The sequence below is a fragment of the Embleya sp. L77 genome (assembly GCF_055557415.1).
In genome coordinates, this window is record NZ_CM145709.1 from 421,364 (window position 1) to 448,081 (window position 26,718).

26 protein-coding genes are annotated in these 26,718 nt (G+C 72.2%); 14 read left to right on the forward strand and 12 right to left on the reverse strand.

What is annotated here, in order from left to right; all coding sequences use genetic code 11:
• Positions 1-33 precede the first annotated feature (33 nt).
• The 4 genes from ACZOOI_RS01665 (at position 34) to ACZOOI_RS01680 (ending at position 4,476) form a co-directional block, all read left to right on the forward strand.
• A complete protein-coding gene (locus ACZOOI_RS01665) occupies positions 34-1,101 on the forward strand; it encodes a helix-turn-helix transcriptional regulator (RefSeq protein WP_465279039.1) in 1,068 nt (355 codons plus the stop codon).
• Positions 1,102-1,270: 169 nt separating this feature from the next.
• Entirely contained in the window at positions 1,271-1,855 is a 585-nt protein-coding gene (locus ACZOOI_RS01670; RefSeq protein ID WP_465279040.1) for a TetR/AcrR family transcriptional regulator, read from the forward strand.
• A 138-nt stretch (positions 1,856-1,993) separates the two neighbouring features.
• A complete protein-coding gene (locus ACZOOI_RS01675) occupies positions 1,994-3,532 on the forward strand; it encodes an MFS transporter (protein WP_465279041.1) in 1,539 nt (512 codons plus the stop codon).
• A 182-nt stretch (positions 3,533-3,714) separates the two neighbouring features.
• Positions 3,715-4,476, forward strand: a complete 762-nt coding sequence (locus ACZOOI_RS01680) for an SDR family NAD(P)-dependent oxidoreductase (protein ID WP_465279042.1) — start codon at positions 3,715-3,717, stop codon at positions 4,474-4,476.
• 277 nt (positions 4,477-4,753) lie between these two features.
• Here ACZOOI_RS01680 and ACZOOI_RS01685 read toward each other — a convergent pair whose 3' ends face one another.
• The gene (locus tag ACZOOI_RS01685) at positions 4,754-5,566 is read right to left on the reverse strand and encodes an alpha/beta fold hydrolase (RefSeq protein ID WP_465279043.1); all 813 of its coding nucleotides are present in this window, start codon (positions 5,564-5,566) and stop codon (positions 4,754-4,756) included.
• Positions 5,567-5,722: 156 nt separating this feature from the next.
• Positions 5,723-6,442, reverse strand: coding sequence for an SDR family NAD(P)-dependent oxidoreductase (locus tag ACZOOI_RS01690; RefSeq protein WP_465279044.1), 720 nt, complete (start codon positions 6,440-6,442; stop codon positions 5,723-5,725).
• A 361-nt stretch (positions 6,443-6,803) separates the two neighbouring features.
• Between ACZOOI_RS01690 and ACZOOI_RS01695 the strand changes: the two genes are divergently transcribed.
• Positions 6,804-7,316, forward strand: coding sequence for a MarR family winged helix-turn-helix transcriptional regulator (locus ACZOOI_RS01695; RefSeq protein WP_465281329.1), 513 nt, complete (start codon positions 6,804-6,806; stop codon positions 7,314-7,316).
• Between the two features lie 225 nt (positions 7,317-7,541).
• On the opposite strand, the gene ACZOOI_RS01700 is transcribed toward ACZOOI_RS01695, so the two are convergent.
• On the reverse strand, positions 7,542-8,471 hold the full coding sequence (locus ACZOOI_RS01700; RefSeq protein WP_465279045.1) for a helix-turn-helix domain-containing protein: 930 nt from the start codon (positions 8,469-8,471) through the stop codon (positions 7,542-7,544).
• Positions 8,472-8,607: 136 nt separating this feature from the next.
• On the opposite strand from ACZOOI_RS01700, the gene ACZOOI_RS01705 reads away from it, so the two are divergent.
• Positions 8,608-9,108: a VOC family protein gene (locus tag ACZOOI_RS01705; protein WP_465279046.1), complete on the forward strand. Its 501-nt coding sequence runs from the start codon at positions 8,608-8,610 to the stop codon at positions 9,106-9,108.
• Positions 9,109-9,126: 18 nt separating this feature from the next.
• Here ACZOOI_RS01705 and ACZOOI_RS01710 read toward each other — a convergent pair whose 3' ends face one another.
• Positions 9,127-9,660, reverse strand: coding sequence for a DUF6817 domain-containing protein (locus tag ACZOOI_RS01710; protein WP_465279047.1), 534 nt, complete (start codon positions 9,658-9,660; stop codon positions 9,127-9,129).
• 361 nt (positions 9,661-10,021) lie between these two features.
• Here ACZOOI_RS01710 and ACZOOI_RS01715 point away from each other — a divergent pair, with 361 nt between their 5' ends.
• A complete protein-coding gene (locus ACZOOI_RS01715; protein WP_465279048.1) occupies positions 10,022-10,603 on the forward strand; it encodes a hypothetical protein in 582 nt (193 codons plus the stop codon).
• A 118-nt stretch (positions 10,604-10,721) separates the two neighbouring features.
• On the opposite strand, the gene ACZOOI_RS01720 is transcribed toward ACZOOI_RS01715, so the two are convergent.
• Complete coding sequence (locus ACZOOI_RS01720) at positions 10,722-11,951, reverse strand: cytochrome P450 (protein WP_465279049.1); 1,230 nt, start codon at positions 11,949-11,951, stop codon at positions 10,722-10,724.
• Between the two features lie 216 nt (positions 11,952-12,167).
• Here ACZOOI_RS01720 and ACZOOI_RS01725 point away from each other — a divergent pair, with 216 nt between their 5' ends.
• From ACZOOI_RS01725 to ACZOOI_RS01735, 3 genes are all read left to right on the forward strand, one after another.
• A complete protein-coding gene (locus ACZOOI_RS01725; protein WP_465279050.1) occupies positions 12,168-13,025 on the forward strand; it encodes a helix-turn-helix domain-containing protein in 858 nt (285 codons plus the stop codon).
• Between the two features lie 78 nt (positions 13,026-13,103).
• Positions 13,104-13,991, forward strand: a complete 888-nt coding sequence (locus tag ACZOOI_RS01730) for a TIGR03854 family LLM class F420-dependent oxidoreductase (RefSeq protein ID WP_465279051.1) — start codon at positions 13,104-13,106, stop codon at positions 13,989-13,991.
• Between the two features lie 386 nt (positions 13,992-14,377).
• Positions 14,378-15,034 (forward strand): ester cyclase, encoded by a 657-nt coding sequence (locus ACZOOI_RS01735; RefSeq protein ID WP_465279052.1) that lies wholly within the window; start codon positions 14,378-14,380, stop codon positions 15,032-15,034.
• Between the two features lie 235 nt (positions 15,035-15,269).
• Here ACZOOI_RS01735 and ACZOOI_RS01740 read toward each other — a convergent pair whose 3' ends face one another.
• The 3 genes from ACZOOI_RS01740 to ACZOOI_RS01750 all read right to left on the reverse strand — a co-directional run bounded on the left by ACZOOI_RS01740 (position 15,270) and on the right by ACZOOI_RS01750 (position 17,782).
• The gene (locus ACZOOI_RS01740; RefSeq protein WP_465279053.1) at positions 15,270-15,692 is read right to left on the reverse strand and encodes a hypothetical protein; all 423 of its coding nucleotides are present in this window, start codon (positions 15,690-15,692) and stop codon (positions 15,270-15,272) included.
• A 195-nt stretch (positions 15,693-15,887) separates the two neighbouring features.
• The gene (locus tag ACZOOI_RS01745; RefSeq protein WP_465281330.1) at positions 15,888-16,559 is read right to left on the reverse strand and encodes a response regulator transcription factor; all 672 of its coding nucleotides are present in this window, start codon (positions 16,557-16,559) and stop codon (positions 15,888-15,890) included.
• The gene (locus ACZOOI_RS01750) at positions 16,559-17,782 is read right to left on the reverse strand and encodes a sensor histidine kinase (protein ID WP_465279054.1); all 1,224 of its coding nucleotides are present in this window, start codon (positions 17,780-17,782) and stop codon (positions 16,559-16,561) included. The genes ACZOOI_RS01745 and ACZOOI_RS01750 overlap by 1 nt, the downstream gene beginning before the upstream one ends.
• 354 nt (positions 17,783-18,136) lie before the next feature.
• On the opposite strand from ACZOOI_RS01750, the gene ACZOOI_RS01755 reads away from it, so the two are divergent.
• Positions 18,137-18,454: a type II toxin-antitoxin system PemK/MazF family toxin gene (locus tag ACZOOI_RS01755; protein WP_465279055.1), complete on the forward strand. Its 318-nt coding sequence runs from the start codon at positions 18,137-18,139 to the stop codon at positions 18,452-18,454.
• A gap of 138 nt (positions 18,455-18,592) precedes the next feature.
• On the opposite strand, the gene ACZOOI_RS01760 is transcribed toward ACZOOI_RS01755, so the two are convergent.
• The 4 genes from ACZOOI_RS01760 to ACZOOI_RS01775 form a co-directional block, all read right to left on the reverse strand.
• The gene (locus ACZOOI_RS01760; protein ID WP_465279056.1) at positions 18,593-20,017 is read right to left on the reverse strand and encodes an ATP-binding protein; all 1,425 of its coding nucleotides are present in this window, start codon (positions 20,015-20,017) and stop codon (positions 18,593-18,595) included.
• A complete protein-coding gene (locus tag ACZOOI_RS01765) occupies positions 20,014-21,705 on the reverse strand; it encodes an FAD-dependent oxidoreductase (RefSeq protein WP_465279057.1) in 1,692 nt (563 codons plus the stop codon). Before ACZOOI_RS01765 ends, ACZOOI_RS01760 begins: the two co-directional genes overlap by 4 nt.
• Positions 21,706-21,944: 239 nt before the next feature.
• Positions 21,945-22,634: a response regulator gene (locus ACZOOI_RS01770; protein ID WP_465281331.1), complete on the reverse strand. Its 690-nt coding sequence runs from the start codon at positions 22,632-22,634 to the stop codon at positions 21,945-21,947.
• Between the two features lie 94 nt (positions 22,635-22,728).
• The gene (locus ACZOOI_RS01775) at positions 22,729-24,261 is read right to left on the reverse strand and encodes a sensor histidine kinase (RefSeq protein ID WP_465279058.1); all 1,533 of its coding nucleotides are present in this window, start codon (positions 24,259-24,261) and stop codon (positions 22,729-22,731) included.
• Positions 24,262-24,357: 96 nt separating this feature from the next.
• Between ACZOOI_RS01775 and ACZOOI_RS01780 the strand changes: the two genes are divergently transcribed.
• From ACZOOI_RS01780 to ACZOOI_RS01790, 3 genes are all read left to right on the forward strand, one after another.
• Positions 24,358-24,597 carry a hypothetical protein gene (locus ACZOOI_RS01780; RefSeq protein WP_465279059.1) on the forward strand — a complete coding sequence of 80 codons (240 nt, stop codon included), beginning with the start codon at positions 24,358-24,360 and terminating at the stop codon, positions 24,595-24,597.
• Between the two features lie 171 nt (positions 24,598-24,768).
• Positions 24,769-25,341, forward strand: coding sequence for an ArsR/SmtB family transcription factor (locus ACZOOI_RS01785; RefSeq protein ID WP_465279060.1), 573 nt, complete (start codon positions 24,769-24,771; stop codon positions 25,339-25,341).
• Entirely contained in the window at positions 25,338-26,618 is a 1,281-nt protein-coding gene (locus ACZOOI_RS01790; RefSeq protein ID WP_465279061.1) for an MFS transporter, read from the forward strand. The genes ACZOOI_RS01785 and ACZOOI_RS01790 overlap by 4 nt, the downstream gene beginning before the upstream one ends.
• Positions 26,619-26,718 lie beyond the last annotated feature (100 nt).

Consider the following 26,718-nt stretch of genomic DNA (forward strand, 5'->3'; position numbering starts at 1 on the left):
GAAACCTGCCGCATTCGACGCCAGGCTGAGCGCATGGACACGCTGGAGAGTACGACCCGCCTGCTTCGCCTGTTGTCCCTCCTCCAATCCCCACCCGAGCGGCGATCCCGGCCCGAGCGGCCTTCCTCGGCCGAGCGGCGAGCCGACCCCGCGCGGCAGTCGCAACCGCAGCGCCGCGACCGCGCCGACCGGCCCGTTCCGCCGGATCCCCCGGTCTGGACCGGCCCTCGACTCGCCGCACGCCTCGGCGTCAGCCCCCGCACCGTCCGGCGCGACGTGCAGCGGCTGCGCGCGGCGGGCTACCCGGTCCGCACGGTGTCCGGCGGCTATCGGCTCGACGCGGGCGGCCCGTTGCCGCCGCTGCTCCTGGACGACGACGAGGCGGTCGCGATCGTGACGGGCCTGCGCACCGCGGTCGGCGGCACCGTCGCCGGGATCGAACCGACCTCGGCCCGGGCGCTGGCCAAGCTCGAACAGGTGCTGCCCACCCGGCTGCGCCACCGGATCGACGCACTCGACGCGGTCACCGTGGCGCTGCCGGTGGGCGGCGGGACGGTGACCGCCGCCGACCTGACCGCGATCGCGGCGGCCTGCCGCTCCGCCGAGACGCTGCGCTTCGACTACCGCACCCACGACGGCCGCGAGGCGGTCCGCACGACCGAACCGCACCGCCTCGCCTGCACGGGACGCCGCTGGTACCTGCTGGCCTGGGACCTCGACCGGGCCGACTGGCGTACGTATCGCGTGGACCGGATGCGATTGCGCACGCCGACCGGCCCGCACTTCGCGCCGCGTGCGCTGCCGGACCGGGACGTCGCCGCGTACATCCGTGCGGGCATCTCCACCCGAGCCTTCGCGCACCACGCGACCGTGCTCCTGCATGCCTCGCCGGAGCTGGCCGCGGCCCGGATCGGCGCGACCGACGGCGTCCTGGAGGCGATCGACGCGGATACGTGCCGGTTGACCACCGGGGCCTCCTCGATCGACGCGCTCGCGGTCCATCTCGCCTTCCTCGACCTCGACTTCACCGTCGAGAGCCCACCCGAACTCACCCACCGGATCGCGCGGTTGGCCGAACGCTGGACCCGCGCGGCGGGCTGACACCGCCCCTCCCGACGACCTACGACAGCCGAGGCCCCGCGCAGGCACCCGCAGCCCCGTCGGCCGGCCCACCCACCGGCCGGCGGCCGGGGCCTGCATGCACCTCGGTCGAGCTCGCCGAGCGGATCTTATTTGACCGCACGTTCCGGAATGACCTACAGTCGTGCCCGTGGCCAGGACCAAGGAATTCGATCCCGACGCCGCCTTGCAGTCCGCCCTCGAACTCTTCTGGGAGCGCGGCTACGAGGCGACCTCGATGGCGGACCTCGTGGCTCGCCTCGGCATCGCCCGGGCGAGCATCTACGCGACGTTCGGCAACAAACACGACCTCTACCTCGCGGCGCTCGACCGCTACCGCGAGGGCCGCAACCCGGAGTTGTTCGAGGAGTTGTCCCAGCCCGGCCCGGTGCTGCCGGCCGTTCGGGCACTGGTCGAGCGGTTCGCCCACGAGGCGTCCGAGGAGCCGAGCCGACTCCTCGGCTGCTTCCTGACCAACACCGCCGCCGAACTCGCCGCGCACGACCCGGGCGCCGCGCGGATCGTCGAATACGGCTGGAGTCAGATGGAGACCAATCTGACCGTCGCGCTCACCCGGGCCAGGGCTCAGGGCGAACTGGGCCCGGACCGGGACCCCCAGGCACTGGCCCGCTTCCTGCTGGTCCTGCTCCAGGGGATGCGCGTGGTCGGCAAGGCCGGCCCGGACTCCGTCCGACTGCGGGACGCGACCCGCCAGGCACTCGAACTGCTCACCTGAGCCACGCACGCACTCCGCTCTCCACGGATCGGAATCGAAACCCGACGCCGGCGCCGTGCCCGACCACTCGACGTCATACGCATGCCCTTATTCGAGAACGATCGATCTGTAAAAGCTATCGGCAATGGGGGTACCGGTATGGCGGACGCGGGCACGAACACAGGGACACGCACAAGCGCGAGTACAGGCGCGGGTACAGCTACAGGTACAGGCACGACCACACGCCTCGATCCGCCGAGCGCCCCGCACGCCGCCCTCGCCTTCGCCGTACTCGGCACCGTGCAGGCCACGCTCATCTTCACCATCACCGTCATCGGCGTGCCGCTGCCCGACATCGGCCGGGAATTCGGTCTGGGTTCGGCCGACCTGGTCTTGCTCAGTGCCGCCTACGGGCTGCCGTTCAGCGGGCTGCTGCTGTTCGGCGGTCGGCTCGCGGATCGGTACGGCGGACGCCCGATGTTCACCGTGGGCCTGGTCGTGTTCGGCCTCGCATCCGCGGTCGCCGCATTCGCCCCGGGTTTCGCCGTATTGGTCGCGGTTCGCTTCGGGCAGGGGGTGGGGGCCGCGTTGACCGCGCCGGCGGCGATGGCCGTGCTGCGCGGGGTATACCCGGAACCGGGTGCGTATCGACGGGCGATGGCGACCTGGGGCGGCCTGTCCGTATTGGGCGCCGCAACCGGCAACCTCACCTCGGGTGTGCTGACGACCTGGGTGTCCTGGCGCTGGATGTTCGCCATTCCGGTCGCCGTGGCCGCCCTGGCCCTGTTCCTGACTCCACGTCGCCTGCCCGACGGGAAGCCGACGTACGCCGGGCCCTCCGCCGGCATGTCGGCCGAGGCGGGCGGGCGTCCCGGTCTGGATCCGCTCGGCGCGATCCTGGCCACCGTCGGCATCACCCTCGCGGGCTACGGCCTGACCGTCACCGGCGACCACGCCTGGACGTCGGCGGCCGTCCTCGTCCCGCTCGGCGGCGGCGTGATCCTGCTCGCCGCGCTCCCGGTGGTCGAACGGCGCGTCGCCGACCCGCTCCTCCCGCCGGGCTTCGTCCGCGATCCGCGCCGGATCCTGGGACTGGTCGGGGTATTGCTCGCGGCCACCGGTACCGGCCTGATCAGCTTCCTGATCTCCCTCCACCTCCAACAGGACCGGGGCTGGTCACCGCTCGCGACCGCCGGCGCATTCGTACCGTTCGCCCTCGCGCTGGTCGCGGGCGGTCGAGCGGCCGGACCGCTGATCGACCGGTACGGCCCGAGCCGAATCACCGTGGCGGGCCTACTGGTCGGCGGCGTCGGCCTGCTCCTGCTCGCCCGTCTGGACGAGGACACCCGATACGCCCCCGACCTCCTCCCGGGCCTGGTCCTGCTGCCCGTCGGCGCCGCCCTGATCTTCGCCGGCACCGCCGTCCTGACCACCGGGGGCGTTCCCGCCCACCAGGCGGGCCTGGCCGGCGGCGTACTGAACACCGCAATGGAACTCGGGCCCACCGTCGGCCTGGCCGCGCTGATGTCGGTGGCCGCGACCCGCGGCGACGTGATCGCCGGCTACGCCTGGGCCTTCGGCATCGCCGGGGCCGTCTTCCTCCTGGCCGCACTGGTGGCGGCCGGCCTGGCCCGGAACCGGGGCGGCGACCACGAGCACGGCCCGACCCACGGACCCGCAAGGCCCCGAACCCGCTGACCACACCACGGCCGGGGCCGGCCCCACCGGGCCGAACACGGATCACCCGACGCCGCGACAACCGCGCCGGCCGAATCACGGCACGCCGGCCGGCCGATGCGTCGGCCAACCGATCGCGCCCACCCCATCGACCACATCCACCGATGCACCATCTCGACACCGCACGACACGGGAGAACAATCATGTCCGCACGTTTCACCGCCAAGACCGTCCTCGTCACCGGCGCCGGTTCGGGGGCCGGCCGGGGGATCGCACTCGCCTTCGCTCGCGAGGGTGCCGCCGTCGTGGTCGCGGGCCGCGGTGCCGCGCCGCTGGCCGAGACCGTCCGGCTGATCGAGGCCGAGGGCGGACGAGGCGCGGCGGTCACCGCCGACGTCACCGACTCGCAGAGCCTGGCCGCGCTCGTGGCCCGCACGGTCGAATTGTTCGGCGGTCTCGACGTCGCCGTCAACAACGCGGGCGTGATCCAGGGCGTGGGCCCGCTCGCCGATCTCGACGAAGGGGATTTCCGGGCCACCCTGGACATCAACGTGACCGGCACGTGGCTCTCGATGAAGCACGAGATCGGCCACATGCGGGCCAACGGCGGCGGAACCATCGTGAACATATCGTCCAACCTCGGCGCCCACTCCCGGCTCGCCAACCTCGGCGCGTACGTCGCGTCCAAGGCGGCCGTGAGCGCCCTCACCCGCAACGCCGCGCTCGACCACATCGGTGAGGGCGTGCGGATCAACGCGGTCAGCCCCGGCCCGCTGGACACCACGATGTCGTTGCGTGCCGGCGAGACCGAGGCCGAGCGCGCGGATCGCATGAAGGACGCGAACCCGTCCGGCCGCGTCGGCACGTTGGCCGAACTCGCCGCCGCCGTCCTGTACCTGGCCTCCGACGAGGCCGGCTTCGCGGTCGGCACCGACCTCGTGCTCGACGGCGGCGCCAGCGCCTGACCCGGTACCGGTTCCGCACCCCGGCCCGGCCGCCGTCACTCCGACGCGGCCGGGCCGCTTCGGCATAGCCGGACACCAGGGATGCCGGGGTGCCCGGGATGCCCGGGGCTCCCGCGCACGGTGACTGCGGACGCCGTCCGGCGGACGACACTGCGGCTCGACGGGCGGCGCCGGGCGGCCCACCCGGACGACCGGACGGTACCGAGACCACCCGAGCCGGACGAGCCCGCCGGGCCGCTCGACGCGGCGAACCGCCGTGGCCCGAACGGGCGATCGGCTATCCCCGGTCGAGCACCTCGGTCATGGCCACGGCGAACTCGTCCGGCCGCAGGGCGTAGCCCACGTGATCGGTCGGGAACTCCACGACCGGGAGGTCGAGGCGCTCGGCGAGCAGTGCCGTGGTCCGGTAGAGCAGCGTCTCCGCGCCCTCGTTCGAGACGGCCAGGACCAGCGGGGCGCCCCGCAGAGCCGTCAGGTCCGGTTCGAAGCGGGCGAACGCCGACAGTTCATAGGACAGATTGAAATGCACGTTGGCCTGCACCCGTTCGAGCAACTCCCGCACCGGCGTGGGCAGATCGGCCGCGGGCTCCGGCGGACCGGACAGCCCGAACAGCGCGGTGAGTTCGCCCATCGCGGCCTTCAGGCCGTCGGTCCGGTACAGCTCGGCGACGTTGTCGAACTTCGCGTGCCACTCCTTCGGATCGGGCAGCAGTCCCACCACGAGCGGCTCGTGGGCGACCAGCAGGTCGACCTGTTCGGGGTGTCGGGCGAGCAGGTCGAGGCCGATCGAGGCGCCGGTACTGGTGCCGAAGACGGCCGCGGGTTCGGAGGTGAGGGCCAGGAGCAGCCGATGTGCGTCGTCGACATGCTCGTCGATGCGCTGCTCCCCGGGCGAATCGGTCAGCCGGCTACGGGAGTTGCCGCGTCGGTCGTACGCGACCACCGTGTGCCGGTCGGCCAGCCGATCGCCCAGTGCCGCGAACAGGCCGGTGTCTCCGTTGCTGCCGTTGATCAATAACAGGACCGGTCCGGAGCCGCGTACCTCGTAGTAGAGGTCGGCTCCGGGCACCGCCAGCGTGCCGGATTCCATGAGATCTGCCTTCTGTGCGGGGACCGCTCGGTGCCAACGCTACGGATGCGGGCGGCGCCCGTCCGGCGAACCCGGTTTCCCGCTTCGGTGACGCGGACGGCCGGCCGGTCCGCACGTACCGACCGGGTCCGCCGACCGACTGGGTCCGCTCCGGCATCAACGACTCTTGTACGCACCACCGTTGACGTTCAGCACCTGTCCCGTGACGTGTCGGGCGGCGGGCGAGGCGAGGAATGCGACGGCGCCGACGATGTCCTCCGGCGAGCCGGCCCGGCGCACCGACGTCGCGGCGACCAACTGCCGGCGGCGGTCCTCGGTGAGGTTGTCCCGGAAGAACTCGGTGTCCGCGATGTAGCCCGGGGAGACCACGTTGGCCGTGATGTCGCGCGGGCCGAGGGCGTCCGCGAGGGCGACGTTCCAGGCGGCCAGGCCGGCCTTGGCCGCGCCGTAGGAGCCGGCTCCCGTGTCGGCCGCGATCGAGCCGATGCCGATCACGGCGCCGCCGGCGGCGAGCCGCTCCTCGACGGCCCGGGTGGTCAGCGCGGCGCCGACCAGGTTGGCGTCCAGGTTGGCCCGGAACGCGCGGGCGTACCCGGCCAGATCGTCGGTGGGACCGTGGTCGAAGTCGGTGTTGCCGCCGGCGTTGTTGACCAGTACGTCGATCCGCTCGGGCAGTTCGGCCACCAGTCGGGTCAGCCCCTCGGGGTCGGTGTGATCGCAGACCAGTGCCCGAGCCCCGGTCTGCTCGGCGGCGAGGGCGAGCGGCTCCGGTCGCCGACCGGTGATCGTCACGTTGGCGCCGAGCCCGGCGAAGTGCCGAGCGATCGCGAGTCCGATGCCGGTGCCGCCACCGGTGACGAGGATGTTGCGTGCCATAGGATGACCTCCACGTCGTCGTTTAGATCTAAATTTAGGTCTGAACATAACACCGGGAAGAGGCCCCATGGCAACCGACGAGCCCCGTCCGCCCGCCGAGACATCGCCACCAAAGCTGGCAGCGGCGGATGCGGACGGGCCGGATACCGGGGGCGGGACCGAGGCTGGGGTCAAGGCCGAGACCGGGGCCGAGGGCGAGTTCGGAACGGGAACCGCGGCCAGGACCGGAACCGCGGCCGGGGCGCCCGCCGATCCCGGGGCCGCAGCCGAGTGGCGAACGGGAGCTGCCGCCGATCCGCTCGCCGATCCGGAGGCGGTCGGTGGCGGCGGCTCCGGGCGCGTCGGTCACGCCGTCGAGGAGATCGCCGCCGCGTGGGAGCGCGAGCGGCCCGGGACGCCGGTGTCCTCGATCGGGATCGTCACGCCGATCTGGCGGCTGGCCAAGCTGCTCGGGGACGACCGTCGCCGGGTACTGGCCGGCGCGGGCGTGGACGCGGCGACGTTGGATCTGCTGAGTGTGCTGCGGCGCAGTGGGCCGCCGTACACGCTGGGTACGCGCGAGCTGGGCCGGCGTTCGCTCGTCACGGCCGGCGCCATCTCGCAGCGGGTCGCCCGGGCCGAGCGCGAGGGCCTGGTCGTACGGCGGGCCGGATCCGGTCGCACGCGCTCGGTCGAGGTCGAACTGACCGAGGCGGGACATGCGTTGGTCGAGGCGACGGTCGATCGGGTATTGCGCCGCGAGGCGGAGTTGATCGACGGCCTGACCCCCGATCAGCAGACCCGACTCGCGGATCTGCTCGCGATCCTGTTCCGCGACGTGCAGGCCAGGCTCGGCGACGACCGACTCACCCACGTGGGGGACGAGGACGCCTGATCGCGGGCCGGCCCGCGTACGTCACAGCATGCGGACCACCCCACCCGAACCGCCAAACCGGTCGCCCACCTCGTCACCCACACCGGTCCCCCATGCGGGTCACCGACGCGGGTCACCGGCGCGGGTCACCCACCCGAGCGAACCCGACCACGCCGCCACCGGCACGACCGGCCCACCCCGTCCCCGCCCCCGCCCAGCCACTGGCGCCGGACCGACCCGCGCCCCCTACCCCGTCGCCTCGACAAGCGTGCTCGGCGCCGCCGGCCGCCCCGCCGTCGAGTGGCCGCCGTTCGCCAGGTCCAGCATGTGGGCAGCCGTCACCGCATCCGCGGGCGTCCAGACCAGCACCGTCGTCTCGGGTGCCTCCGCGGGCAGCAGCAGCGACATCGTGAAGCGCAGCGGCACGACGGGCGTCGCGTGCAGCTCGGCCGCCCGGTCCGTCCCGGCGGGCGTCCGCACGGGCCGCGCTGCGACCCCGTGGACCTGCACCGTACGGGCCGCGAACACGCCCACCGCGCGGCATCGCCACCACGCCGACAGGTCCGGGCGTTCGGCCAGCAGTCGCGCCGCGACGGCGCGCCCGCGGGCGTCCTCGGGACGGGTGCGCAGGTGGCGGACCAGGTCGAGGGCGACCGTCTCGCGCTCGGGGAAGCCCGACTCGTGGGCCGGGTCGGTCAGCAGCATGAGCAGCAGATTGCGGCGCTCCATCGGCACGGCCGCCGGGTCGGGCCGGATCGCCCGCCAGGCGTTGTTCCAGGCCAGTACGTCCAGGGCCCGGTCGAGCACGAGCGCCGGGCTGGTCGGCCAGCCCTCGACCATTGCCCGCAGGCCGTCGGCCGGCGCCGGGCCGGAGTCGGCCGGTACGTGGAAGCCGGCGAGTTCGAGGACATGTCGGCGTGCGTCGGCGTCCAGGCGCAGGGCCCTGGCCACCGATTCGAGCACCTGGCGGGACGTGTCCACCCGGCCCTGCTCCAGCCACGTGTACCAGGCCACGCCGACCCCGGACAGCGCAGCGACCTCCTCACGACGCAGGCCCGGCGTACGGCGGCGCGGCGATCGGGGCAGCCCGACGTCCTCCGGGGCGAGCAGTTCGCGGTGCGCACGCAGGAACCCGCCCAGCTCGCGCCGGCGGTCCCGCTCGTCCTCGGTGCCCATCGGCCCAGCCTATGACCGTTGCTCACCGTATGAACCGGAGCCTGGCCCGGCCCGGGCGACCTCGCGAGGGTGGTGGACGTACCGATCGACCCCGGCCGTCCGACCGGCCGGCGCACCGACAAGGAACCCGACACCCATGACCACCGAACCGATCCGCGCCACCACCCCCACCACCACCGCGTCCGCCATCGGGGCCGCCGCCGACGCCACCGACCCCACCGCCGACATCATGTGGCGCCGCAGCAACGACTCGTCCACGCTCACCACGCCGCGTGCGTTCCTTCGGGTCTTCGTCGAGCCCGGTGGCCTGGAGGCCGCGACCGCGTTCTACGAGGACCTCCAGGGCGTCGAGCGCGACATGTGGTTCACCTTCCGCGAATACGGCATCGCGCTGTCGGCCGTGGGCGGCTTCCTGCTGATCGAGGGCGCCGCGGCCACGGTGGAGCGGTTCCGGTCCACCACCGGCACCCTGCTCGTCCCCGAGTTGGCGCCCTACCTGGAGCGCCTGGCGGCGGCCGGCGCCGAGATCCTCGAACCGCTGCGCCGTGTGCCCACCGGTTCCGGGGTCACCGCTCGGCACGCCGACGGCACGATCGTCGAGTACGTCGAGCACCGCCCGACGCCGGAGGGCCGCTGACCCTCGGCCCGGCGCCGGTTACCGGGTGCCGGCTCTGGTGTCCCCGAGCACCCGTTCGCACTCGGCCCAGGCTGCGGCGCTGAGCAGCGGACGAAACCCGGCCAGCAGGTCCCACAACCCGGCGCCCCACTGCGCCCGAAGGTCCGGGGCGACGCGCATGATGTCGAGTTCGTTGGCCGCCGTGAGCTCGGCGAAGTCGCGTCGCTCCGCCTCGGTCGGCCGGTAGGTGCGGCCGGTGAACCGGTCCCGGAACGAGCCGTCGACCAGTGTGCCGTGGCTCGCGGCCCGGTCGCAGCTGCCGTAGAAGTACACGATGCGCTCGGCATCCACGCCGATCCGGCCGGCGAGTTCGGCGCGGCGGTCCAGCGGGAGCAGTGCGGTCGCGAACCCGTCGGTGCCATAGAAGGCGTGGCACAGGCCGGCGGTACGCAGTTCGGGGCGTGCGCCCCAGGTGCCGAGCAGTGCCTCGACTCGGGTCAGGTGGGCCAGCAGGGTTCCGCCCGGATGCTCGATGCGGTCCCCGCCGAGCATGCGGATGTAGTCGTCGATCATGTGCCACCCCTTGCCATGTAATGGGTCGGCGCCGACTGCCCGGTGGCCGCCCGATGACTTCGGGTTCACGATAGCGCTGACGAACCGTCAGATCCCAGGGCCTTCCGCATACACGTTGCCGGGTGCCCGCTCTCGGCTCGGCGTTCACAATGCGGTGAACGGCGCGCGGGGCCGCGCCGGTGCCCGACGCAACACCGGAAACCGCAACCGGAAACCGCAACCGGAGCCGCGACAGCCACCGGGCCACCGGGAACAATGTGTCGGAGACAACGATCCGGAATCGACCCGCGGGGAATGACAACGCGGACGTTCGCTTTGTGGATAGCGTCGAGGCCGACTGCGAACGAGTACGGAGATCAGCGTGGGACCGGATCAGTTCTGTCTGGTGTTGTTGCGACGCATGGGCGATTACCAACCCGATCTGGTCGCCGACGCCGTCCGCGAGTTGGAATTCACCCGCACTCGGATGCGCGAGGTCAACGCGCAGTGGCAGCGCATGGTGCGCAGCCGCTCGGTCGGCGGCCCGGGCCGCGCCTACCGCGCCGCGTTGGGTGAGCCGTCCGGCCGGGCCGAGCGCCGGATCGGGGATCTCACCGCCGATGCGCAGTGGTGGGTGCTGCCGCTGTGGCCGGAGTTGCGCTTCGAGATCCTCACCGGTCCCGACGGGCGGGTCTGGCAGGAGTGGCTCGTGCGAGCCGATCCGGCCACGACGCCGCCCGCCGAAAGCGTGGCCGACCTGCGGCCCTGGGAGTTCGTGATCGGCGACATCGAGCGCGCGTACCCGCAATTGAGACACGTGGAGGGTTCCGCGCCGAGCCGCTGGGCGAGCCTGATCACCGAGGGCACGAGCACCTACCGAGCGGACTTCGTCTGGGGCCTGCTCCAGAACGTGACCCGCATCGACGCCGCCACGGACGCGATCCCGGCAGCGCAGGCACTCTAGGCTCTCCGACACCGCCGCCGGGTCGCCGCCGGTCCCGCCGCCGCGCCCGCCCCATCGGGGTCGCCCGGCGAGCAACCCACACCCGCCGGGTCCCGACCTCACCTCGGGCAGCGAACCGCTAGAACCGCACGCGCAACGACTCCGGCCCGCGCAATGCCGTACCGAGCAACCCGCGGACCCGCGTCGGCGCCGCCAGGCGCATCGTCGGCAGCCGTTGCAGCAGCACCTTGAGCGCGGCCCGGATCTCGGCAAGGGCCAGCCAGGTGCCCAGGCACACGTGCGGCCCGTCCCCGAAGGCGAGCGTCGGTCGGACCCGGCGGCCGATGTCGAACACGTCCGGGTCCGGGTAGTGCGCCGGATCCCGGTTGGCCGCGGTGATCGCAAAGATCAGCGGCGTCTCCGCCGGTATGTCCAGTCCCAGCCCCTGCCAGTCGCGAACCGGCGCCGGGCACACCCGAGGCAGCAGGCCGACCGGCGGCTCCCAGCGCAGCGACTCCTCGACCGCCCATTCCAGTTCCTCGTCGGGGTCGGCCAGCACCCTGGCCAGTTGCTCGGGGTGCGTGAGCAGGGCGTACAGCGCATTGCCCAGGCCCAGGTAAGTGGTGTCGGCGCCGGCCGGGAAGAGCAGCCGCAGGAAGGAGAGGATCTCCTCGTCGGTGAGCCGGCGCCCCTCGGCCTCGGTGCAGGCCAGCGTCGAGAGCAGGTCGTCGCCCGGGTCGATCCGGCGACGCGCGACGATCGGCGTGACGTACTCGGTGAACTCGCGCGACGCGCGCTCGGCCGCCTCCGGCGCCATCGGGAAGTGGAACAGGTCGACGGCCCACCGGCGGAAACGTTCCTCGTCGTCCATCGGCAGTCCGAGCAGGCGGGTGATCACCCGGACCGGATAGCCGTGCGTGAACTCGGTGACCAGGTCCGCCTCGCCGCGCGCCCCGAAGCGGTCCACGAGTTCGTGCGCGAGCGGTTCCAGGATCGCCTCGACCTGGTCGGTGACCACCTTGCGACGGAACGCCGGCACCACGAGCTTGCGGTTGATCCGGTGCTCGGCGCCGCGCATGCACTGGATGGTGTGCCCGAGTACCGGTTCGGTGGTCGCGGCGTAGATCGCGGACGCCGGGAACGACTCCTCGTCCTTGAACGCGGCGGTCACCAGATCGTGGGTCAGGAACAACACCGCCCGTGTACCCAGGAACGGCACGATCGCGTACGGCTTGCGCACCCGCGCCGCGGCGAGCACCTCGTGCAGGTCGGGAATGTCGTCGAAGGCGAAGTCGTGCCCCTCGACATCGAAGGGCGCGTGTGCGTCGAACGGATCGAGGGGTTCGCGTACTGCGGGCGATTCGATCATCCGGACTCCCTGTCCAAGCCTTCGGCGCCACGTCGCATCGTCGGCGCCGCCGCGGCACACACACCGCAACCTCGCGCGCATCGCCTCGCGTTGCATCCATCGCACTGCATCGGTCGAGCTGCATCCGCCGCATGGCGTCCGACGAATATTCGTCGCCGAAGTGACGTATATTCATCGACTGTAAGGATGATCCCGAGCCCGAACAAGGGGTGCCGCATGGTTGCTTCGCCGCCCACCGATCGGGTGGTCGCCGTCGTCGAGTTGCTCGCCGCCGCACCGGGCGGGCTGAGCGTGTCGGAGGTGGCGGCGCGGCTGGATCTGAACCGGTCCACCGCAACCGCCGTGCTCGCCGCGCTCGAAGCGCCGGGCTGGGTGCAACGCGGGCCCGATCGGCTCTACACGCTGGGGCCGGGCCTGCTTGCGGTCGCCGACGCGGTGCATGCGCACGTGGGGCTCCCGGCGGGCGCCGCACAGGTGTTGGCCGCGCTCGCGGCCCGGGTCGGCTGTGGCGTGGCGCTGTCCCTGGTCGGCGTCGATCACGTGGTCTTCCTCGCGGTGGAACCGGGGCCGGGTCGGCTGCCGGCCGGGATCCGGGTCGGCACCCGGCTGCCGCTGCGACCGCCGGCCGGGGCCTCGGTGATGCCATGGCGGCCGGCCGTCGAACGTGCCGCGTGGCTCGCCCACGCGCCCGAGTCGGCGGCAATCCTGGACACCGTCCGCGCCCACGGCGTCGCCGCCTGGCGACCACGCACCGACTCGACCGAACTGCTGGCCGTTCTGCGGGACGTGGTGGGCCTGCTGGACGAACACCCGGGCCGCACGGGGCTGCGCGAGCGAGTACGCGACCAACTCGCCTCGATCGGCGCACACCCGTACACCGACGCGGAGTTGACCTCGGACCGGCCGCTCCCCCTGAGCTACCTCGCAGCCCCCGTCCGCGACGCCCGGGGCCATCCGACCCACGAACTCCAGATCGGCCCACTGCGCAACGCAGTCACCCGCACCGAACGCCACGAATACATCACCGAACTACGAACCGCAGCAGCCCAGCTCTCCACCCGCACCACCGCCTGACCCGCCGACCCGCGCCCCTGGCCCCGGCCACACCCGGCAACCGACACCCCACACCGGCCCGCCCCGCAAACTGGCTGCATGAAACTCCGCATAGGTGTCGGCTTGGGTCCGCGCGACCCCGCCGACCCGGCCTCGTTCGGTGAACTCGTCCAGTACATGGAGCAGATCGGCGTCGACTCGCTGTGGCTGCCCGATCTGGTCGGTGGTGACCTGCCCGATCCGCTCGTCGGTATCGGGTACGCGGCCGGCCGCACCCGGCGGCTCAAGCTCGGCAGCGGAGTCACCGTGCTGCCCGGCCGCAACCCGGTGGCCGTGGCCAAGGAACTCGCCACCCTGGCGGCGCTCGCGCCGGGCCGGATCCTGCCGGTGTTCGGCGTCCGGCACGCAACGGCGCGCGAACGGCCGCTGTTTCCGATTGCCGGTCCGCGCGGCGAGGTGATGGACGAGGCGCTCACCGTCGTGCGTCTCCTGCTCGAAAACGAGGAAGTGTCGTTCGAGGGCAAGTACCACCGCTGCGAACACGCACGTGTGGGCCCGCGACCCGCCCGCCCGCTCGACCTGTGGCTCGGCGGCAGCGGGCCGCAGTCGCTGCGCCGGGTGGGTCGGCTCGCCGACGGCTGGCTCGGCGCCGCGTTGACCCCCGACGAGGCCGGCGCGGCCCGACGCGCGATCGAGGCCGCCGCGGCCGAGGCCGGGCGTACCGTCGACGACGACCACTACGGGATGAGCCTGGTCGTCGCGTTCGACGGCATGCCGAGCCGGGAGTTCGGCGCGCTGCGCCGGCGACGACCGGACGTGGACGCCGCCGAGTTGGTGCCCACCGGGTGGGCCGCGGCGCGCGAGCTGATCGGGCGGTATGCCGATGCCGGGGTGAGCAAGTTCGTGGTCCGACCCGCCGGCACACCGCGCTCGTGGACCGCGTTCCTGACCGAATTCACCGCCGAGCTGTTGCCGCTGGAGACCTGAACGATCTTGCCGTACACGGCAACTGACGCTCCGTAAGCAAAATATTGCGCATTCTCGCCACTGCCTGAATCATGCGGCCGGTGCTTCCCTCGCGACGCGCGAACCACCGGCCGCACGTTCGCCGTCCGCCCACCCACCTGCGTCGGAGCGCATCTCGACACGTGAACAGTCCCCGTATGCCCGGGAGATGCCCCGGAGTCGGTCGTGCCCTCCGATTGGCCGGAATACGTACGGTGGTACCGATCGAATCCGGCCAACGGTGCCGCGCCGCCCGTGGCGACGGAGGGTTGCGCCTGGTCTGACAGTCAGTCAGGATCGCCCCCGTTCCCCTCCGGACGGCGCGCGCCACCGAGCGCTGCCGCCGGCAACGAAGGATGGAAATACACGTGTCGACTTCCCCCGCGACTCCGCTCTGGCTTCAGGGACGGGACGCCGTCGTCGCCGCGGCGGCCCCCGACGACTGGCGCGAAGAGGCCCCCGACTACCACCTCTCGCACACGGTGATGCCGGGTCAGCGCAGCACGCAGCACGCACCCGACTCGCTGGAAGCGATCGTCGAGAGCCTCGTGCAGGTCTTCGAGATGGAGGTCTCGCACAAGAAGGACCCGAAGACCTGGGTCTCGATGGTCACCGAGCGATTCCGCACGAACGTCAACGGCGGCCCGTGGGCGAGCGCGCAGGACATCGTCGACCAGGGCAGCTACAACATTTTGATCGGCGACAGCATCTTCTACTCGCCGGGTCGGGAGAGCTTCGAGTCCTCGCACCGGATCTTCCACACCGCGTTCCCCGAGGGCTTCTACTGGGAGGTCCTCGAAGTCCTCTCCCCGCCACCCGTGATCGCCTTCAAGTGGCGGCACTGGGGCAGCTACACGGGCGAGTACAAGGGCTTCCGGCCGGACGGCAAGACCATCGAGATGTTCGGCATGAGCGTGGCCAAGGTGAGCGAGGACCTCAAGCTCGTCGAGGTCGAGCACTACTACGACCCGAACGCCTTCCTGTCCCGACTCACCGGCGGCTGCCCGGTAGCCCACGGCAACTGACCGAGCCGAGCCCGGAACCGAGCCGAGCCCGAAGCCGAGTTGCGCCCGGACCGAGCCGAGTCCGGAGTGCCGAGCCGAAACGAACCGGCCCGACATCACCGGCCCGCCTACTCTGACCCGCCGGCCCTCGGGTGCCGGGCGGCCTCACCCCGAGCCCGCCCGGCACTCGGGCTCCGGCACCACGCCGGGCCCGCCCACGTCCTCCGGACGGCCCCGACTCGACCTCGCGGCGCGCTCACAACCGCGGCGTACGCATCCGGGTCAGCCGTCGGCCCTCGCCGATCGCGTCGTCTTCGGTGTGCACCGTCACGGAGCGGTACGTGCCGGGGACCGTGGCCACCCAAAAACGCTCGGCGAAGATCGTCGCCGGCGCCTGTAGCGCGAACCGGCCGCGCCGGAACTCCACCCGCGGCGGCACGCCGTCGTCCGGCAACACGCCCCACGCGAGCGCCCACGGCGGCTCGCCGCGGCCGGAGCGCAGCGCACCGCGCAGCAGCGTCGGACCGAGCGCGGCGCCGGCCACGGCCACGTCGATCAGCCGGTAACCCGTGTACACCTCGAGCGCCGGCCGCCCACGCGAACCCTTGCCCACGCGCATCGTGCAGTCGCTCAGCCGCAGGTAGAGCTCGGTGGTGGTCTGCTGCAGGACATCGCTCATGGCGCGCTCCCCCGTTCGAAGCTCCCGGCGGGACAGTCCCTCGGGCCCCACCAGGATTCGCTGTCGGGGCCATGCGCCGCATCGGCTGTACGAACCGTTTCCGCCGGGCGGCGTACTCCCCCTGTAGGACGGAGAAATCTCGCGGACCTCACCCGAGCGAGCGAGTCGACGGGCCGCGCACCGCTCGCGTGGGGGTCAGCCCATGCCCGGGACGGCCAGGCCCGTCTCGTACGCGCAGATCACCGCATGCACCCGATCGCGCAGCCCGAGCTTGCCCAGGATACTGCTGACGTGCGTCTTCACCGTGTGTTCGCTGACCACCAGCGCCTCGGCGATCTCCGCGTTGGACATGCCCAGGGCCAGGCAGCGCATCGTCTCCCGCTCGCGCGTGGTCAACACGGCCAGCCGCTCGGACGGTCCGGTCGGGGCCTCCGTACGAGGGAGTCGTCGCGTGTAGTCGGCGATCAGCCGTCGGGTCACCGACGGTGCGAGCAGTGCCTCGCCGCTCGCCACCATCCGCACCGCGTGCACCAGGTCGTCCCGGCGCACGTCCTTGAGCAGGAAGCCGGCCGCACCCGCGTACAGCGCGTCGTAGACGTACTCGTCCACGTCGAACGTGGTCAGCATGACGATCCGACAACCCGGCGCCTCGGCCGACACCAGGCGAGCCGCCTCGATGCCGTCCATCCGAGGCATCCGGATGTCCAGGAGCAGCACGTCGGGCCGGTGCGCCCGGACCGCCTCGACCGCCTCCAGGCCGTCGCCCGCCTCGGCCACCACGAAGATGTCCGGCTGCGCGTCCAGGATCATCGCGAACCCGCTGCGCACCAGCCCCTGATCGTCGGCCACCACCACGCTGATCGGCATCACGAGGCCCGGGTCGGGTCGAGCGGGATCCGCAGCGCGACCTCGAAGCCCGGCCCGGCCACCCGTGGCCCGGCCGTCACGCTGCCGCCGCACGCGGTCGCCCGCTCGCGGATGCCGATCAGCCCGTGTCCGCCGCCCGGACGCGGTCGCCCGCCTCGGCCGTCGTCGGTGATGGTGATCCCCATCGTGTCGTCGCCCCATTCGAGCCGCACCATAACCGTGGTGGCGTGTGCGTGCCTGACCGTGTTGGTCAGCGCCTCCTGGACGACACGGTACGCGGCGATCTCCGCGTCCGAGCGCAGCGGTCGGCGCTCGCCGACGCTCTCGTAGATCACCCGCAGGTCGGTCCGGCCCACCTCGGCGACCAGGTCCGCGATGTTGGCGACGGTGGGCTGCGGCGCTCGGGCGCCGGCCTCGTCGTCCTCCTTGAGCGTGCCCAGGATCCGCCGGAGTTGCACCATCGCATCGCGACCGGCGTCCGCGATCGCGTCGAACGCGGCCTCCGCGCGGGCCGGATCGCTGCGCACCACCACCGGTCCGGCCTCGGCCTGCACGGTCATCAGGCTCACCGCGTGCGCCAGGATGTCGTGCATGTCCCGGGCGATCCTGGCCCGTTCGCGCGCGGCGGCGCGGGCCACCTCGGCATCCGCGCGGCGGATCTCCAGGTCGCGTTCGTGTTCCAGGCGCCGGGTGCGCTCCTCGATGCCGGCGATGTAGGCAACGCGGTGCCTGGTGGCAAGTCCGAAGGCGGCGGCCGCGGTCAGCGCCAGGACGTCGAAGGTGGCCTGCTGCACCGGCTGATTCTTGAAGTTCTCCACGAACAGCGTGATCGGCAGGGCCAAGGCCGCGACGGTGATCCGCTCCCAGCGCCGACCGAGCGCGAAGACCGTGTAGATCGCGATCGTCATGCCGAATTGGAACGGTTGCCCGGGTCGGTGGAGCAGCGACACCGGCACCGTGAACGCGGCCACCGCACAGGCGACCAGGAACGGCTGCCGACGCCGCCAGATCAACGGGATCGCGGTGCCGCTCAACAGCAGGAAGCCGAGCCGATAGGGCGAATGCCAGTAGATCAGAAACGGCAGCGACACCATGAACTGCACCATCAGCGCGATCAGGAGGTCCAGAAGCTGCGGGTCGGTCCGGCGCAGGATGCCCAGCGTGTGTTTGGCCCGGTCACGAACGTGCCGGTCGGCGCCGCGCTCGGCGAGGTGGTCGGACATGCGGCTTGCTCCCGGGTGGTGTGTACCGACAGTGTCGCGGCTGATCCCGCACCGCCGCCTCGCTCGTGCGAGGGATCTGCGCGGGGCCTCCGACCCGGAACCCGAACCGGAACCCGAACCGGAGCGAGCCCGGCCGGCCCCGACGCAAGTGCGCGGCGGAGCCGATGAATCGGGCGAATCGGTCCGCCGCCGGCGAACGCACCCCCCCGATGGCATTTCGGGTGCCTTCGCGTCTGGTACGACTGATCCCATGGCTACCGGCAACCGCTTCGTCCCCGACCCCGACCGTTCGACACGGACAGCGCGTCGTGGTCGGCCGGCCATCGCCGTCTCGGGCCGGACAGGGGCGGAGCCGTGCGGCCACTGAGGCGGGGCCAGGTGTGGACGATCCCCACCGTCGGCCGCGAACGCACCTTCATGATCGTGCAGAACGACCACGTCGCCGCGCTGCATCCGGGCGCGGCACTGTGCGCGCTGGTGGACACCGTCGGCGACCGGCAGGAGTCGCTGGTCACGGTCCGCATCACCACGCCCGTCACCGGCGTCGTGCTGGCCCCCGACCTGTACACGTCCCGCCATCACCGCTTCGAACAGGGCACCTACCTGGGCGACGTCGCCCCCGAGGAGATGGAACAAGTCGACGTCGCGCTGCGCGCCGTCCTGGGTCTGTGAGCCGGCCGCGAGGGCGCGGCCGAGCACGTACCGGCAGGTCGAGAAACGGCCCCGCGCCGTCCCGGACCGGTCGGACCGTCGCGCGGCCGACGGCGGCGGTCCGACCCGGGACGGCGCGGCGTGAACGCGTGCCCCGCGCTATCTCGGCAGAGTGATCCGAAACGTGGTGCGGCCGGGTTCGGAGTCGACGGTGACCGTGCCGTCGTGCCGTTCGACGATGATCCGGTACGAGATGTCCAGACCCAGTCCGGTGCCCTCGCCGAGCGCCTTCGTGGTGAAGAACGGCTCGAAGATCCGGTCCTGGATGTCGGGCGGGATGCCGGGGCCGTCGTCCTCGACCTCGACCACCACCGACGCCGCGTCCGCGCGCGCCCTAAGGGTCAGCGTGCCCTTGCCGCCCATCGCGTCGGCGGCGTTGTCGATCAGGTTGGTCCACACCTGGTTGAGCTCGGCCGGATAGGCCTGGATCTTCGGCAGGTCATCGGCGTACTCGCGCTCGATCCGGATGTCGCGCAACGGGCCGGCCAGCATGGCAACCGTGCTGTCCAGACCCTTGCGCAGGTCGGTCTCCTGGTAGGGGGCCCGGTCCATCTGGGTGTACTGCCCGGCGGCGGAGAGCAGTTCGGTGATCCGGCCGAGCGCGTCGGCGACCTCGTCGAGCAGTGCCTCGCCCTCCAGGTTGGCGGCGAGCCAGGTCAGTCCGGGGCGCGCGGCCGAGCCGAGCGCGGCGCCCGCGTCCCGGGCCCAGTCCTCGTACAGACCCACGTTCACGAACGACGGAGCCGTTTCGTACGCATCCGCAACGCCCAAGTCCTCGAAGATCTCGGCGACTTCGTCGGTGCGATCGGCGAACTCCAACGGCCGCAGCCGGGGTGCCTCGGCGCCGCGGTGGGCCAGTACCTCGGCCTGGAGCCGGTCCAGCGCCGCCAGCGCCTCGGCGGTCGCCCCGGCGCGGGCCAACTCGGCACGGGCCGAGCGCAGTTCGCCCAGCCGGGTACGCAGGTTCGCGGCGGCCCGCTCGGCTGCCGCTGCGGGGTTGCCCAGTTCGTGGGTGAGCCCGGCGGTGAGGGTGCCCAGGGCCACCATGCGCTCGCGTTGGCCGACCGCCGAGCCGTTGCGGCGCGCGCCCAGGAACATGCCCGCGACCAGGTGCGCGGCCATCGGGAACCACTCGGTGAAGGCCTGCGCCAACTCGGCCGCGGGCAGCACGAAGAAGGTCGAGTCGACGTGCGTGCGGGCGGTGTTGCCGTACGCGTGCACGGCCGGTGTCGCGTCGTCGCCGTTGCCGTCCAGGGCGAGCGCGGCGCCGACGTAGGCACCGCGCATCGACGAGCGGTGCACCTCCAACTCGCCGCCGCGCACCATGCGGTTCATCGTGACCTCGCCGGAGAGCAGCACGAAGAAGCACTCGCCGGGGTCGCCCTCGTGGTAGAGCGTGGTGTTCGCCGGGAACTCCTTGACCTTGCCGTGCGCGCACAGCCAGTCCAGGTGTTCGTCGGCGAGTTTCTCGAACAGGAAGAGCGTGCGCAGTTCCTCGGGCGGCAACACGTCGCACACACTCATCGCGAGCCCTCCGTCGCCGGGACCCGGGTGTCCAGGGTGTCCAGGTAACGGTGCACCAGCATCACCGTCATCGCGCCTTCACCGACCGCCGAGGCGACCCGCTTAACCGAGGCCGCGCGCGAGTCGCCGGCGGCGAACACGCCCGGCACGGCGGTCTCCTGGACGAACGGCGGCCGGCTCCAGCCGTCGAGTTCGCCGTCGCAGTCGTCGAGGAGTTCGCTGCCGGTGAGGATGTAGCCGTCCCGGTCGCGGCGCACGCCGCTGCCGTCCAGCCACGCGGTGCGCGGGCTGGCGCCGATGAAGACGAACAGCCAGGACGCGGGGACCGTCTCCTCCTTGCCGGAGTCGCGGTTGCGCAGGGTGAGTTCGCGCAGCCGGCCGGTGCCGTGGGCGTGCGTGATCTCGGTGCGCACGCGCACCTCGACGTTGGGAATCTGGGCCAACTGCTCGATCAGATAGTGCGACATGGATGCCTCCAGACCCGCGCCGCGCACCAGGATGATCACCCGGCGGGCGTAGCGGGCGAAGAACACCGCGGCCTGACCGGCCGAGTTGGCCGCGCCGACGATGTAGACGTCCTGGTCGCGGGTGTCCGGGCCGGTGGTCAGCGCCGCGCCGTAGTACACGCCGCGGTCGGTGAGCTCGGCCAGGCCCGGGGCCTCCAGGGTGCGGTAGGACACGCCGGTGGCCAGCACGACCGCGTGGCCCCGGGCGACGATGTCGCCGTCGCACGAGATGGTGCGCACTTCGCCGTCCACGTGCAGCCCGGTCACATCGCGCGTACTGACTATCTCGGCACCGAACTTGAGCGCCTGGCGACGGGCCCGACCGATGAACTGCGAGCCGGAGATGCCGTCCGGGAAGCCGAGGTAGTTCTCGATCCGCGAACTCTGCCCGGCCTGGCCACCGGTGGCCTGGCGCTCCACCAGCAGCGTGCGCAGTCCCTCGCTGGCCGCGTACACCGCGGCGCCCAGGCCGGCCGGGCCGCCGCCGACGATCACCACGTCGTACAGGTCGCCGGAGGCGGTCACGGACAGGCCGACGTACTCGGCCAGTTCACCCTTGGTCGGGGCCCGCAGCACGGTCGAGTCCGGTGCGATCACCACCGGCACGTCGGCCTCGGTGGTGCCGCTCTCGCGCATCAGCCGGCGCGCCTCGGCCTGGGTGACGTCGTACCAGCGATACGGCACACCGTTGTTGGCGAGGAAGTCGCGCAACTCGAAGGACGGCGCGGAGAACCGTGCGCCGATCACCGTGGCCCAGCTCTCGTCCGGCACCGGCGCGGTCTCCCACGCGGTGATCAGCGAGTCCAGAACCGGGTACAGCCGTTCCTCCGGTGGGTCCCACGGCTTGAGCAGGTAGTGGTCGATGTCCACGTCGTTGATCGCCCGGATCGCCGCGCCGGTGTCCGCGTAGGCGGTCAGCAGCACCCGTTTCGCGCGCGGGTACAGGTGCGCGGCCTGTTCCAGGAAGGCGACCCCGTCCATCTGCGGCATGCGCTGGTCGGCGATCAGCACCGCGACCTGCTCGCCCCGCTCGTGCAGCTCGCCCAGCGCCTCCAGGGCCTGTGCGCCGGATTCGGCGCGCACGATGCGGTGCCGGTCGCCGTACTGTCGCCGCAGGTCGCGGGCCACCGCACGGGACACGGCCGGATCGTCGTCGACGGTGAGTAGTACGGGCTTGTCCACGAATTTCCTCACGAGCAGGGGCGGAGCACAAAAGGGGACCACTGTCCGGAACCGACCTCGGCCATGCGCCGGACAGCGCGCCCGCAACGTTATCCTCTCGCCGAAACCCGCAGGTGGGGAGTGCTGGTGGCACTCACCGGAGCCGAAGCCGGAGCCGGAGCCGGGTCCTGGTCCGGGGCCGGGTCGGCCGGCGCATCCGGCCCGGTGGCGCGGCTGCGGCGCCGATCGGCGATCGCGGCTCACTCGACCATGCCCGCCTCGTAGGCCACGATGGCCGCCTGGACCCGGTTGCGGACGCCCAGCCGGGCCAGGATCGCGCTCACGTGCGTCTTGACCGTGCCCTCGACCAGGTGCAGCCGGCGGGCGATCTCCGCGTTGGCCAGGCCGGCGCCGACCAGGGCCAGCACGTCCCGCTCACGCGCGGTCAGCACCGCCACCCGCGCACCGGCGTCCGCCTCGCGCGCGGGCCGGCCCGGAGCGATCCCGCTGATCACCCGCTTGGCCACCTTCGGGGACAGGTACGCGCCGCCCTCGGCCGCCGCCCGGACGCCGGCGATCAACTCGCGCGGGTCGCCGGACTTGAGCAGGAAGCCGGTGGCGCCGCTGTCCAACGCCGTCACGATGTACTCGTCCTCACCGAACGTGGTCAGGATCACCACCGCCGAGTCCGGTACCACCCGGCGCAGTTCCGCGGTCGCGGCCAGGCCGTCCAGGTTGGGCATCCGGATGTCCATCAGCACCACGTCCGGACGAAATCGCCGGGCCTGCTCGACCGCCTCGCGTCCGTCGGCGGCCTCGGCCACCACCTCGATCCCGGGGTCGGTGGTCAGCACGAGCCGCACGCCGGTGCGAATCAGCTGCTCGTCCTCGGCGATCAGGACACGAATGGCGGTGCCGGCGCCGCCGGCGGGGTCGGTGCCGGCAACGATGTGCGGGTGCGCAGTGGGGTCGGCGGTGTTCAAGGCCGTGGCTCCTCGGGTGGTGACATGTACGGGTTCGTCGGGTAAAGACGGGCCGAGTCGCTCAGCGGCCGGCGTCCCGCTCGGGTCGGGTTTCCAGGGGGATGTCGTCCTTGGCCACCAGCACGCCGCCGGCGAAGCACAGTCGGAACAGGCGGTCGGGCAGGATGTCGCCGTTCGTGTAGTACTCGCAAGCGGCGCCCGCGGGGATCGGCGGTTCGTGCTCGGGGCGGCGCTCGGCCTGGTCGTCCGGCAACACGGCGGCCAGTTCGGCACGGGTCTGGCCGATCCGCATGCGGTGGAAGTCGTCGGGGGCCACCGCCTCCCCCTGGGTGGTCAGCGCGTACGCGGAGCCGGCGAGCAGTACCCCGGCTCCGGTCCAAAGCAGCGCCCGCACGAACCGGCGACGGATCCGGCGGCCCTGTTCCAGGTGGTTGACGTCGGTGTCCGGGCGGGCGGGTGCCGCGTGGTGCGGGAGGTGGGCCAGCACCCGGAAGCCGTCCGCCTCCGGGGCCGCGGTGAGCGTGCCGCCCAGGAGTCGGGCCCGCTCGCGCATCCCGACCAGGCCGTGACCGCTTCCGGCCGACGCGACGTCGGCGGGGCGCGGGGCGGGGCCGTTGGCGATCTCGACGGTGGTTCGGTTGGCGGTGTGCGCGACCGTGATCCGCACCACCGCCCCCGGGGCGTGCTTGGCCGCGTTGGTCAGCGACTCGCGCACGATCCGGTGCAGCGCGAGGTCGACCATCGGCGGCAGGGCGACCGGCTCGGCGTTCGGATCGGTCGTCGACCCGACCGTCGATGCGACCGTGTGGCGGATCACCATCCCGGAGGCGCGGCAGCGCGCCACCAGCGTGTCGAGGTCCTCGTGGACCGGCTCCACGGGAGCCGGTTCGTCACTCTCGCGCAGTACGCCGATGATCTCGTGCAGCCGCTCGGTGGCGGCGCCCGCGCCCATCCGCAGGTCGGCGGCCCGGTCGCGCTGCGCCTCGGTGAGCGTCGCGTCCAGCTCGAACGCGGCCGCCCGCAGCGCGAGCAGGCTCAGGTCGTGGCCGAGCGAGTCGTGCATGTCCTGGGCGATCCGGGCCCGTTCGCGCAGCCGGGTCCGCTCCTCGACCAGATCCCGCTCGCGCTGCAGCCGGGCGGCCTGCTCCCAGCCACGACGATGCAGCGCGACCCATTGGTGGCGGTATCGCCCGATCAGCCAGGGCATCGCCGCAAGGCCCAGCAACTCGGCGGGCAGTACCGCGAGTTCGGCCACGGTCGAATGCGCGGACCAGGCGCCGAGCACGGCCGGCCCGAGCACCGCGGCCGCCCGCACCGGCAGCCCCGGCCCGTCCGCCGAGCGCCGCCCGCTCAGGAAGGCCGCCAACGCGACGGCGGCGTAGCAGCGCGCGTCGGTCTGCGCGAGGAACACGGTCAGCGCGAGCGCCGCGAGCGGGTACACCCGACCCAGCACGGCCGCCCCGACCAGGCAGATCGCAAGCGTCGCGCCGTGCACGAAGGACACCGACCGAGGCGGGTTGACGGTCAGCATGCCGATGCCGAGCAGGGTCCACAGGGCCAGGTCGGCGGCCCAGCCGGAGGGGGTGGTGCGCATGATTTCGACGCTATCGACCCGCCGTGCGCCGACACCTCCGTCGAAAGTCGTGCACTTTGACTGCCGGCCCACCCCGAACATGCCTAACGTGGCGCTATGTCCGAGAAACGACGCTCCCCGCACCGCGAGACCATCCAGGCGCTCGTCGGAGTGGCCGTGATCGTGATCGGTCTCCTGACCACCCTGATCCTGCACCTCACCCACGATTCGGACGGCCCGCGCCCGACCCCGGTTCCGGTGCCGATCAGCCCCAGCGCACCCGCCGTGCCGGGCATGAGCGCGGCACCCGGGGAATCCGCCTCGCCCGCGCCGATGGCCCTGGACGACCCGCGCTGAGGTCGCGCGGCCCGGCCCGGAGGTCTCGCCGCGGCTTCCGTGCGGAGATCTCCCCATCCGACACCACCCATCCAGCGGCTCACGCCGAGCCGGCTCGACCAAGGACCCTTTGCAGAGACTTCTCTGCCAAGAGTCCTTTGCAGAGAAGTCTCTGCATATTAGAGTCGAGGCATGCCCAATCCACTCCCGCGGATGGACGCGCGCAGCCTGCGCGGCCTTGCCCACCCGCTGCGCATGCGCATCGTCGAACTCCTCAAGCTGGACGGTCCCGCGACCGCCACCCGGCTCGCCGCGCGGCTCGGCGAGAGCACCGGCACGGTCAGTTGGCACCTGCGCACCCTGGCCGAACACGGCTTCATCGAGGACGACCCGGACCGCGGCACCAAGCGCGAGCGCTGGTGGCGGGCCGTCTACAACCCGCGCCAACTGAACACCAGCGACTTTCGCGACGACCCGACCACGAGCGGCGCGCTGGCGGTGTACGAGGACGAGGCCCTGCGGCAGCAGGCCGAGCGCATGGTGGCCACCTACGCCGACGCCCACGAGATGGGCCCGGAATGGGTGCGGGCCCGGGCCGTCTCGGACTGGAGCGGCGCGCGCCTGACGGCCGATCAGATGGCCGAGCTCAACGAGCGGGTGATCGCGCTCGTGAGCGAGTACACGCAAGCACCCGAGCAGCCCGGCGCGATCACCGTCGTGCTCCAGTACCAGGCCCTTCCGCGTCGATCCCAGGAACCGACATGAGCGGACTGCTGCGCCGTCACCGCGACTTCCGCCTGCTGTGGTTCGGCGAGACCACGGGCAAGTTCGGTGCCTCGGTCACCAGCGTCTCGATGCCGCTGATCGCGGTCTCCACGCTGGACGCGAACACCTTCCAGGTCGGCCTGCTCGGCGCGGCGGCTTGGCTGCCGTGGTTGCTGATCGGGCTGCCGGTGGGCGTGTGGGTGGACCGAATAGCACGCCGCCCGATCATGCTCGGCGCCGCCGCGACGTCCTGCGCGCTCTTTCTGTCGGTACCGCTCGCGCACTTCGCGGGCTTCCTCACCGTCGGCCTGCTGTTGGCGGTCACACTCGCGACCGGGGTGTCCGCGGTCTTCTTCCAGACCGCCTACACCGCCTACCTGCCGAGCCTGGTCGAGCCCGCCGACCAGGCCGAGGGCAACAGCAAGTTGCACGGCAGCGCGTCCGCCGCGCAGATCGCGGGGGTCGGCGCGGGCGGCCTGATCGCGCAGCTCGCGGGCGCGGTCAACGGCATGTTCGTCAACGCGGGCACGTTCTTGACCTCGTTCACATGTCTGCTGGGCATCCGCCACCGCGAAGCTCCCTCCGCGGAGGCGAGCAACCCGAGGGCGGAGCGCTCGCTGGTCCGCGAGATCGGCGAGGGGTTGCGGCTGGTCGCCCACGACCGCTGGTTGCGCACGTTCGCGCTGTTCGGCGGCGCGTCCAACCTCGGCCTGATCGGGCTGCAATCGATCCAGGTGGTGTTCCTGGTCCGGACGGTGGGGGTCAGTCCCGGCGCGGTCGGCGGCCTGATCGCGATCGGTTCGCTCGGGGGTGTCGCGGGGGCGTTCGTCGGGCGCCGGGTCGCGGCGCGGATCGGCACCGCGCGGGCCACCATCGTGTTCGAGCTGGGTCTGCCGGTGCTCGTCCTGCTCGTGCCGCTGACCGGCGAGGGCAGCCGACTCGTGCTGTTCGTGGTGGGCAACTTCGCCATGGTGGCCGGGGTCGTGGCGGGCAATGTGATCAAGGCGGGCTTCCAACAGCGCTACTGCCCGCCGCGGTTGCTGGGCCGGATGACCGCGAGCATGCAATTCGTCAATTACGGCACCATCCCGCTGGGCGCGGTGCTGGCCGGCAGCCTGGGCTCCACGATCGGCGTGCGCCCCACCATGTGGGTGATGGCGGCGGCCATCCCCTCGGCCGCCCTGATCCTGCTCTTCTCGCCGGTGGCCCGCCACCGCGACTTGCCGACGACCGGGGCGGACCGCATCGACGCGCACGAGGCGCACCGAGTCGCCTGAGGGCGTGTCCGGCGGGCGGCCACGCGAGTGATGCGGATCGGGTTCCGGGCGTCGGCCGAAGCACACCGCGGATCGCCTGGGAAAACTTGACGGTGGTTGT

Coding starts and splice junctions, on each gene's coding strand:
- ACZOOI_RS01740 (WP_465279053.1), bottom strand. CDS start 15,692: ATGAGCGATGTCCTGCAGCAGACCACCACCGAGCTCTACCTGCGGCTG.
- ACZOOI_RS01745 (WP_465281330.1), bottom strand. CDS start 16,559: ATGCCGATCAGCGTGGTGGTGGCCGACGATCAGGGGCTGGTGCGCAGC.
- ACZOOI_RS01720 (WP_465279049.1), bottom strand. CDS start 11,951: ATGATCGAATCGCCCGCAGTACGCGAACCCCTCGATCCGTTCGACGCA.
- ACZOOI_RS01790 (WP_465279061.1), top strand. CDS start 25,338: ATGAGCGGACTGCTGCGCCGTCACCGCGACTTCCGCCTGCTGTGGTTC.
- ACZOOI_RS01760 (WP_465279056.1), bottom strand. CDS start 20,017: ATGAGTGTGTGCGACGTGTTGCCGCCCGAGGAACTGCGCACGCTCTTC.
- ACZOOI_RS01710 (WP_465279047.1), bottom strand. CDS start 9,660: ATGATCGACGACTACATCCGCATGCTCGGCGGGGACCGCATCGAGCAT.
- ACZOOI_RS01685 (WP_465279043.1), bottom strand. CDS start 5,566: ATGGAATCCGGCACGCTGGCGGTGCCCGGAGCCGACCTCTACTACGAG.
- ACZOOI_RS01780 (WP_465279059.1), top strand. CDS start 24,358: ATGTCCGAGAAACGACGCTCCCCGCACCGCGAGACCATCCAGGCGCTC.
- ACZOOI_RS01700 (WP_465279045.1), bottom strand. CDS start 8,471: ATGGGCACCGAGGACGAGCGGGACCGCCGGCGCGAGCTGGGCGGGTTC.
- ACZOOI_RS01675 (WP_465279041.1), top strand. CDS start 1,994: ATGGCGGACGCGGGCACGAACACAGGGACACGCACAAGCGCGAGTACA.
- ACZOOI_RS01690 (WP_465279044.1), bottom strand. CDS start 6,442: ATGGCACGCAACATCCTCGTCACCGGTGGCGGCACCGGCATCGGACTC.
- ACZOOI_RS01705 (WP_465279046.1), top strand. CDS start 8,608: ATGACCACCGAACCGATCCGCGCCACCACCCCCACCACCACCGCGTCC.
- ACZOOI_RS01775 (WP_465279058.1), bottom strand. CDS start 24,261: ATGCGCACCACCCCCTCCGGCTGGGCCGCCGACCTGGCCCTGTGGACC.
- ACZOOI_RS01680 (WP_465279042.1), top strand. CDS start 3,715: ATGTCCGCACGTTTCACCGCCAAGACCGTCCTCGTCACCGGCGCCGGT.
- ACZOOI_RS01730 (WP_465279051.1), top strand. CDS start 13,104: ATGAAACTCCGCATAGGTGTCGGCTTGGGTCCGCGCGACCCCGCCGAC.
- ACZOOI_RS01750 (WP_465279054.1), bottom strand. CDS start 17,782: ATGTCCGACCACCTCGCCGAGCGCGGCGCCGACCGGCACGTTCGTGAC.
- ACZOOI_RS01665 (WP_465279039.1), top strand. CDS start 34: ATGGACACGCTGGAGAGTACGACCCGCCTGCTTCGCCTGTTGTCCCTC.
- ACZOOI_RS01785 (WP_465279060.1), top strand. CDS start 24,769: ATGCCCAATCCACTCCCGCGGATGGACGCGCGCAGCCTGCGCGGCCTT.
- ACZOOI_RS01725 (WP_465279050.1), top strand. CDS start 12,168: ATGGTTGCTTCGCCGCCCACCGATCGGGTGGTCGCCGTCGTCGAGTTG.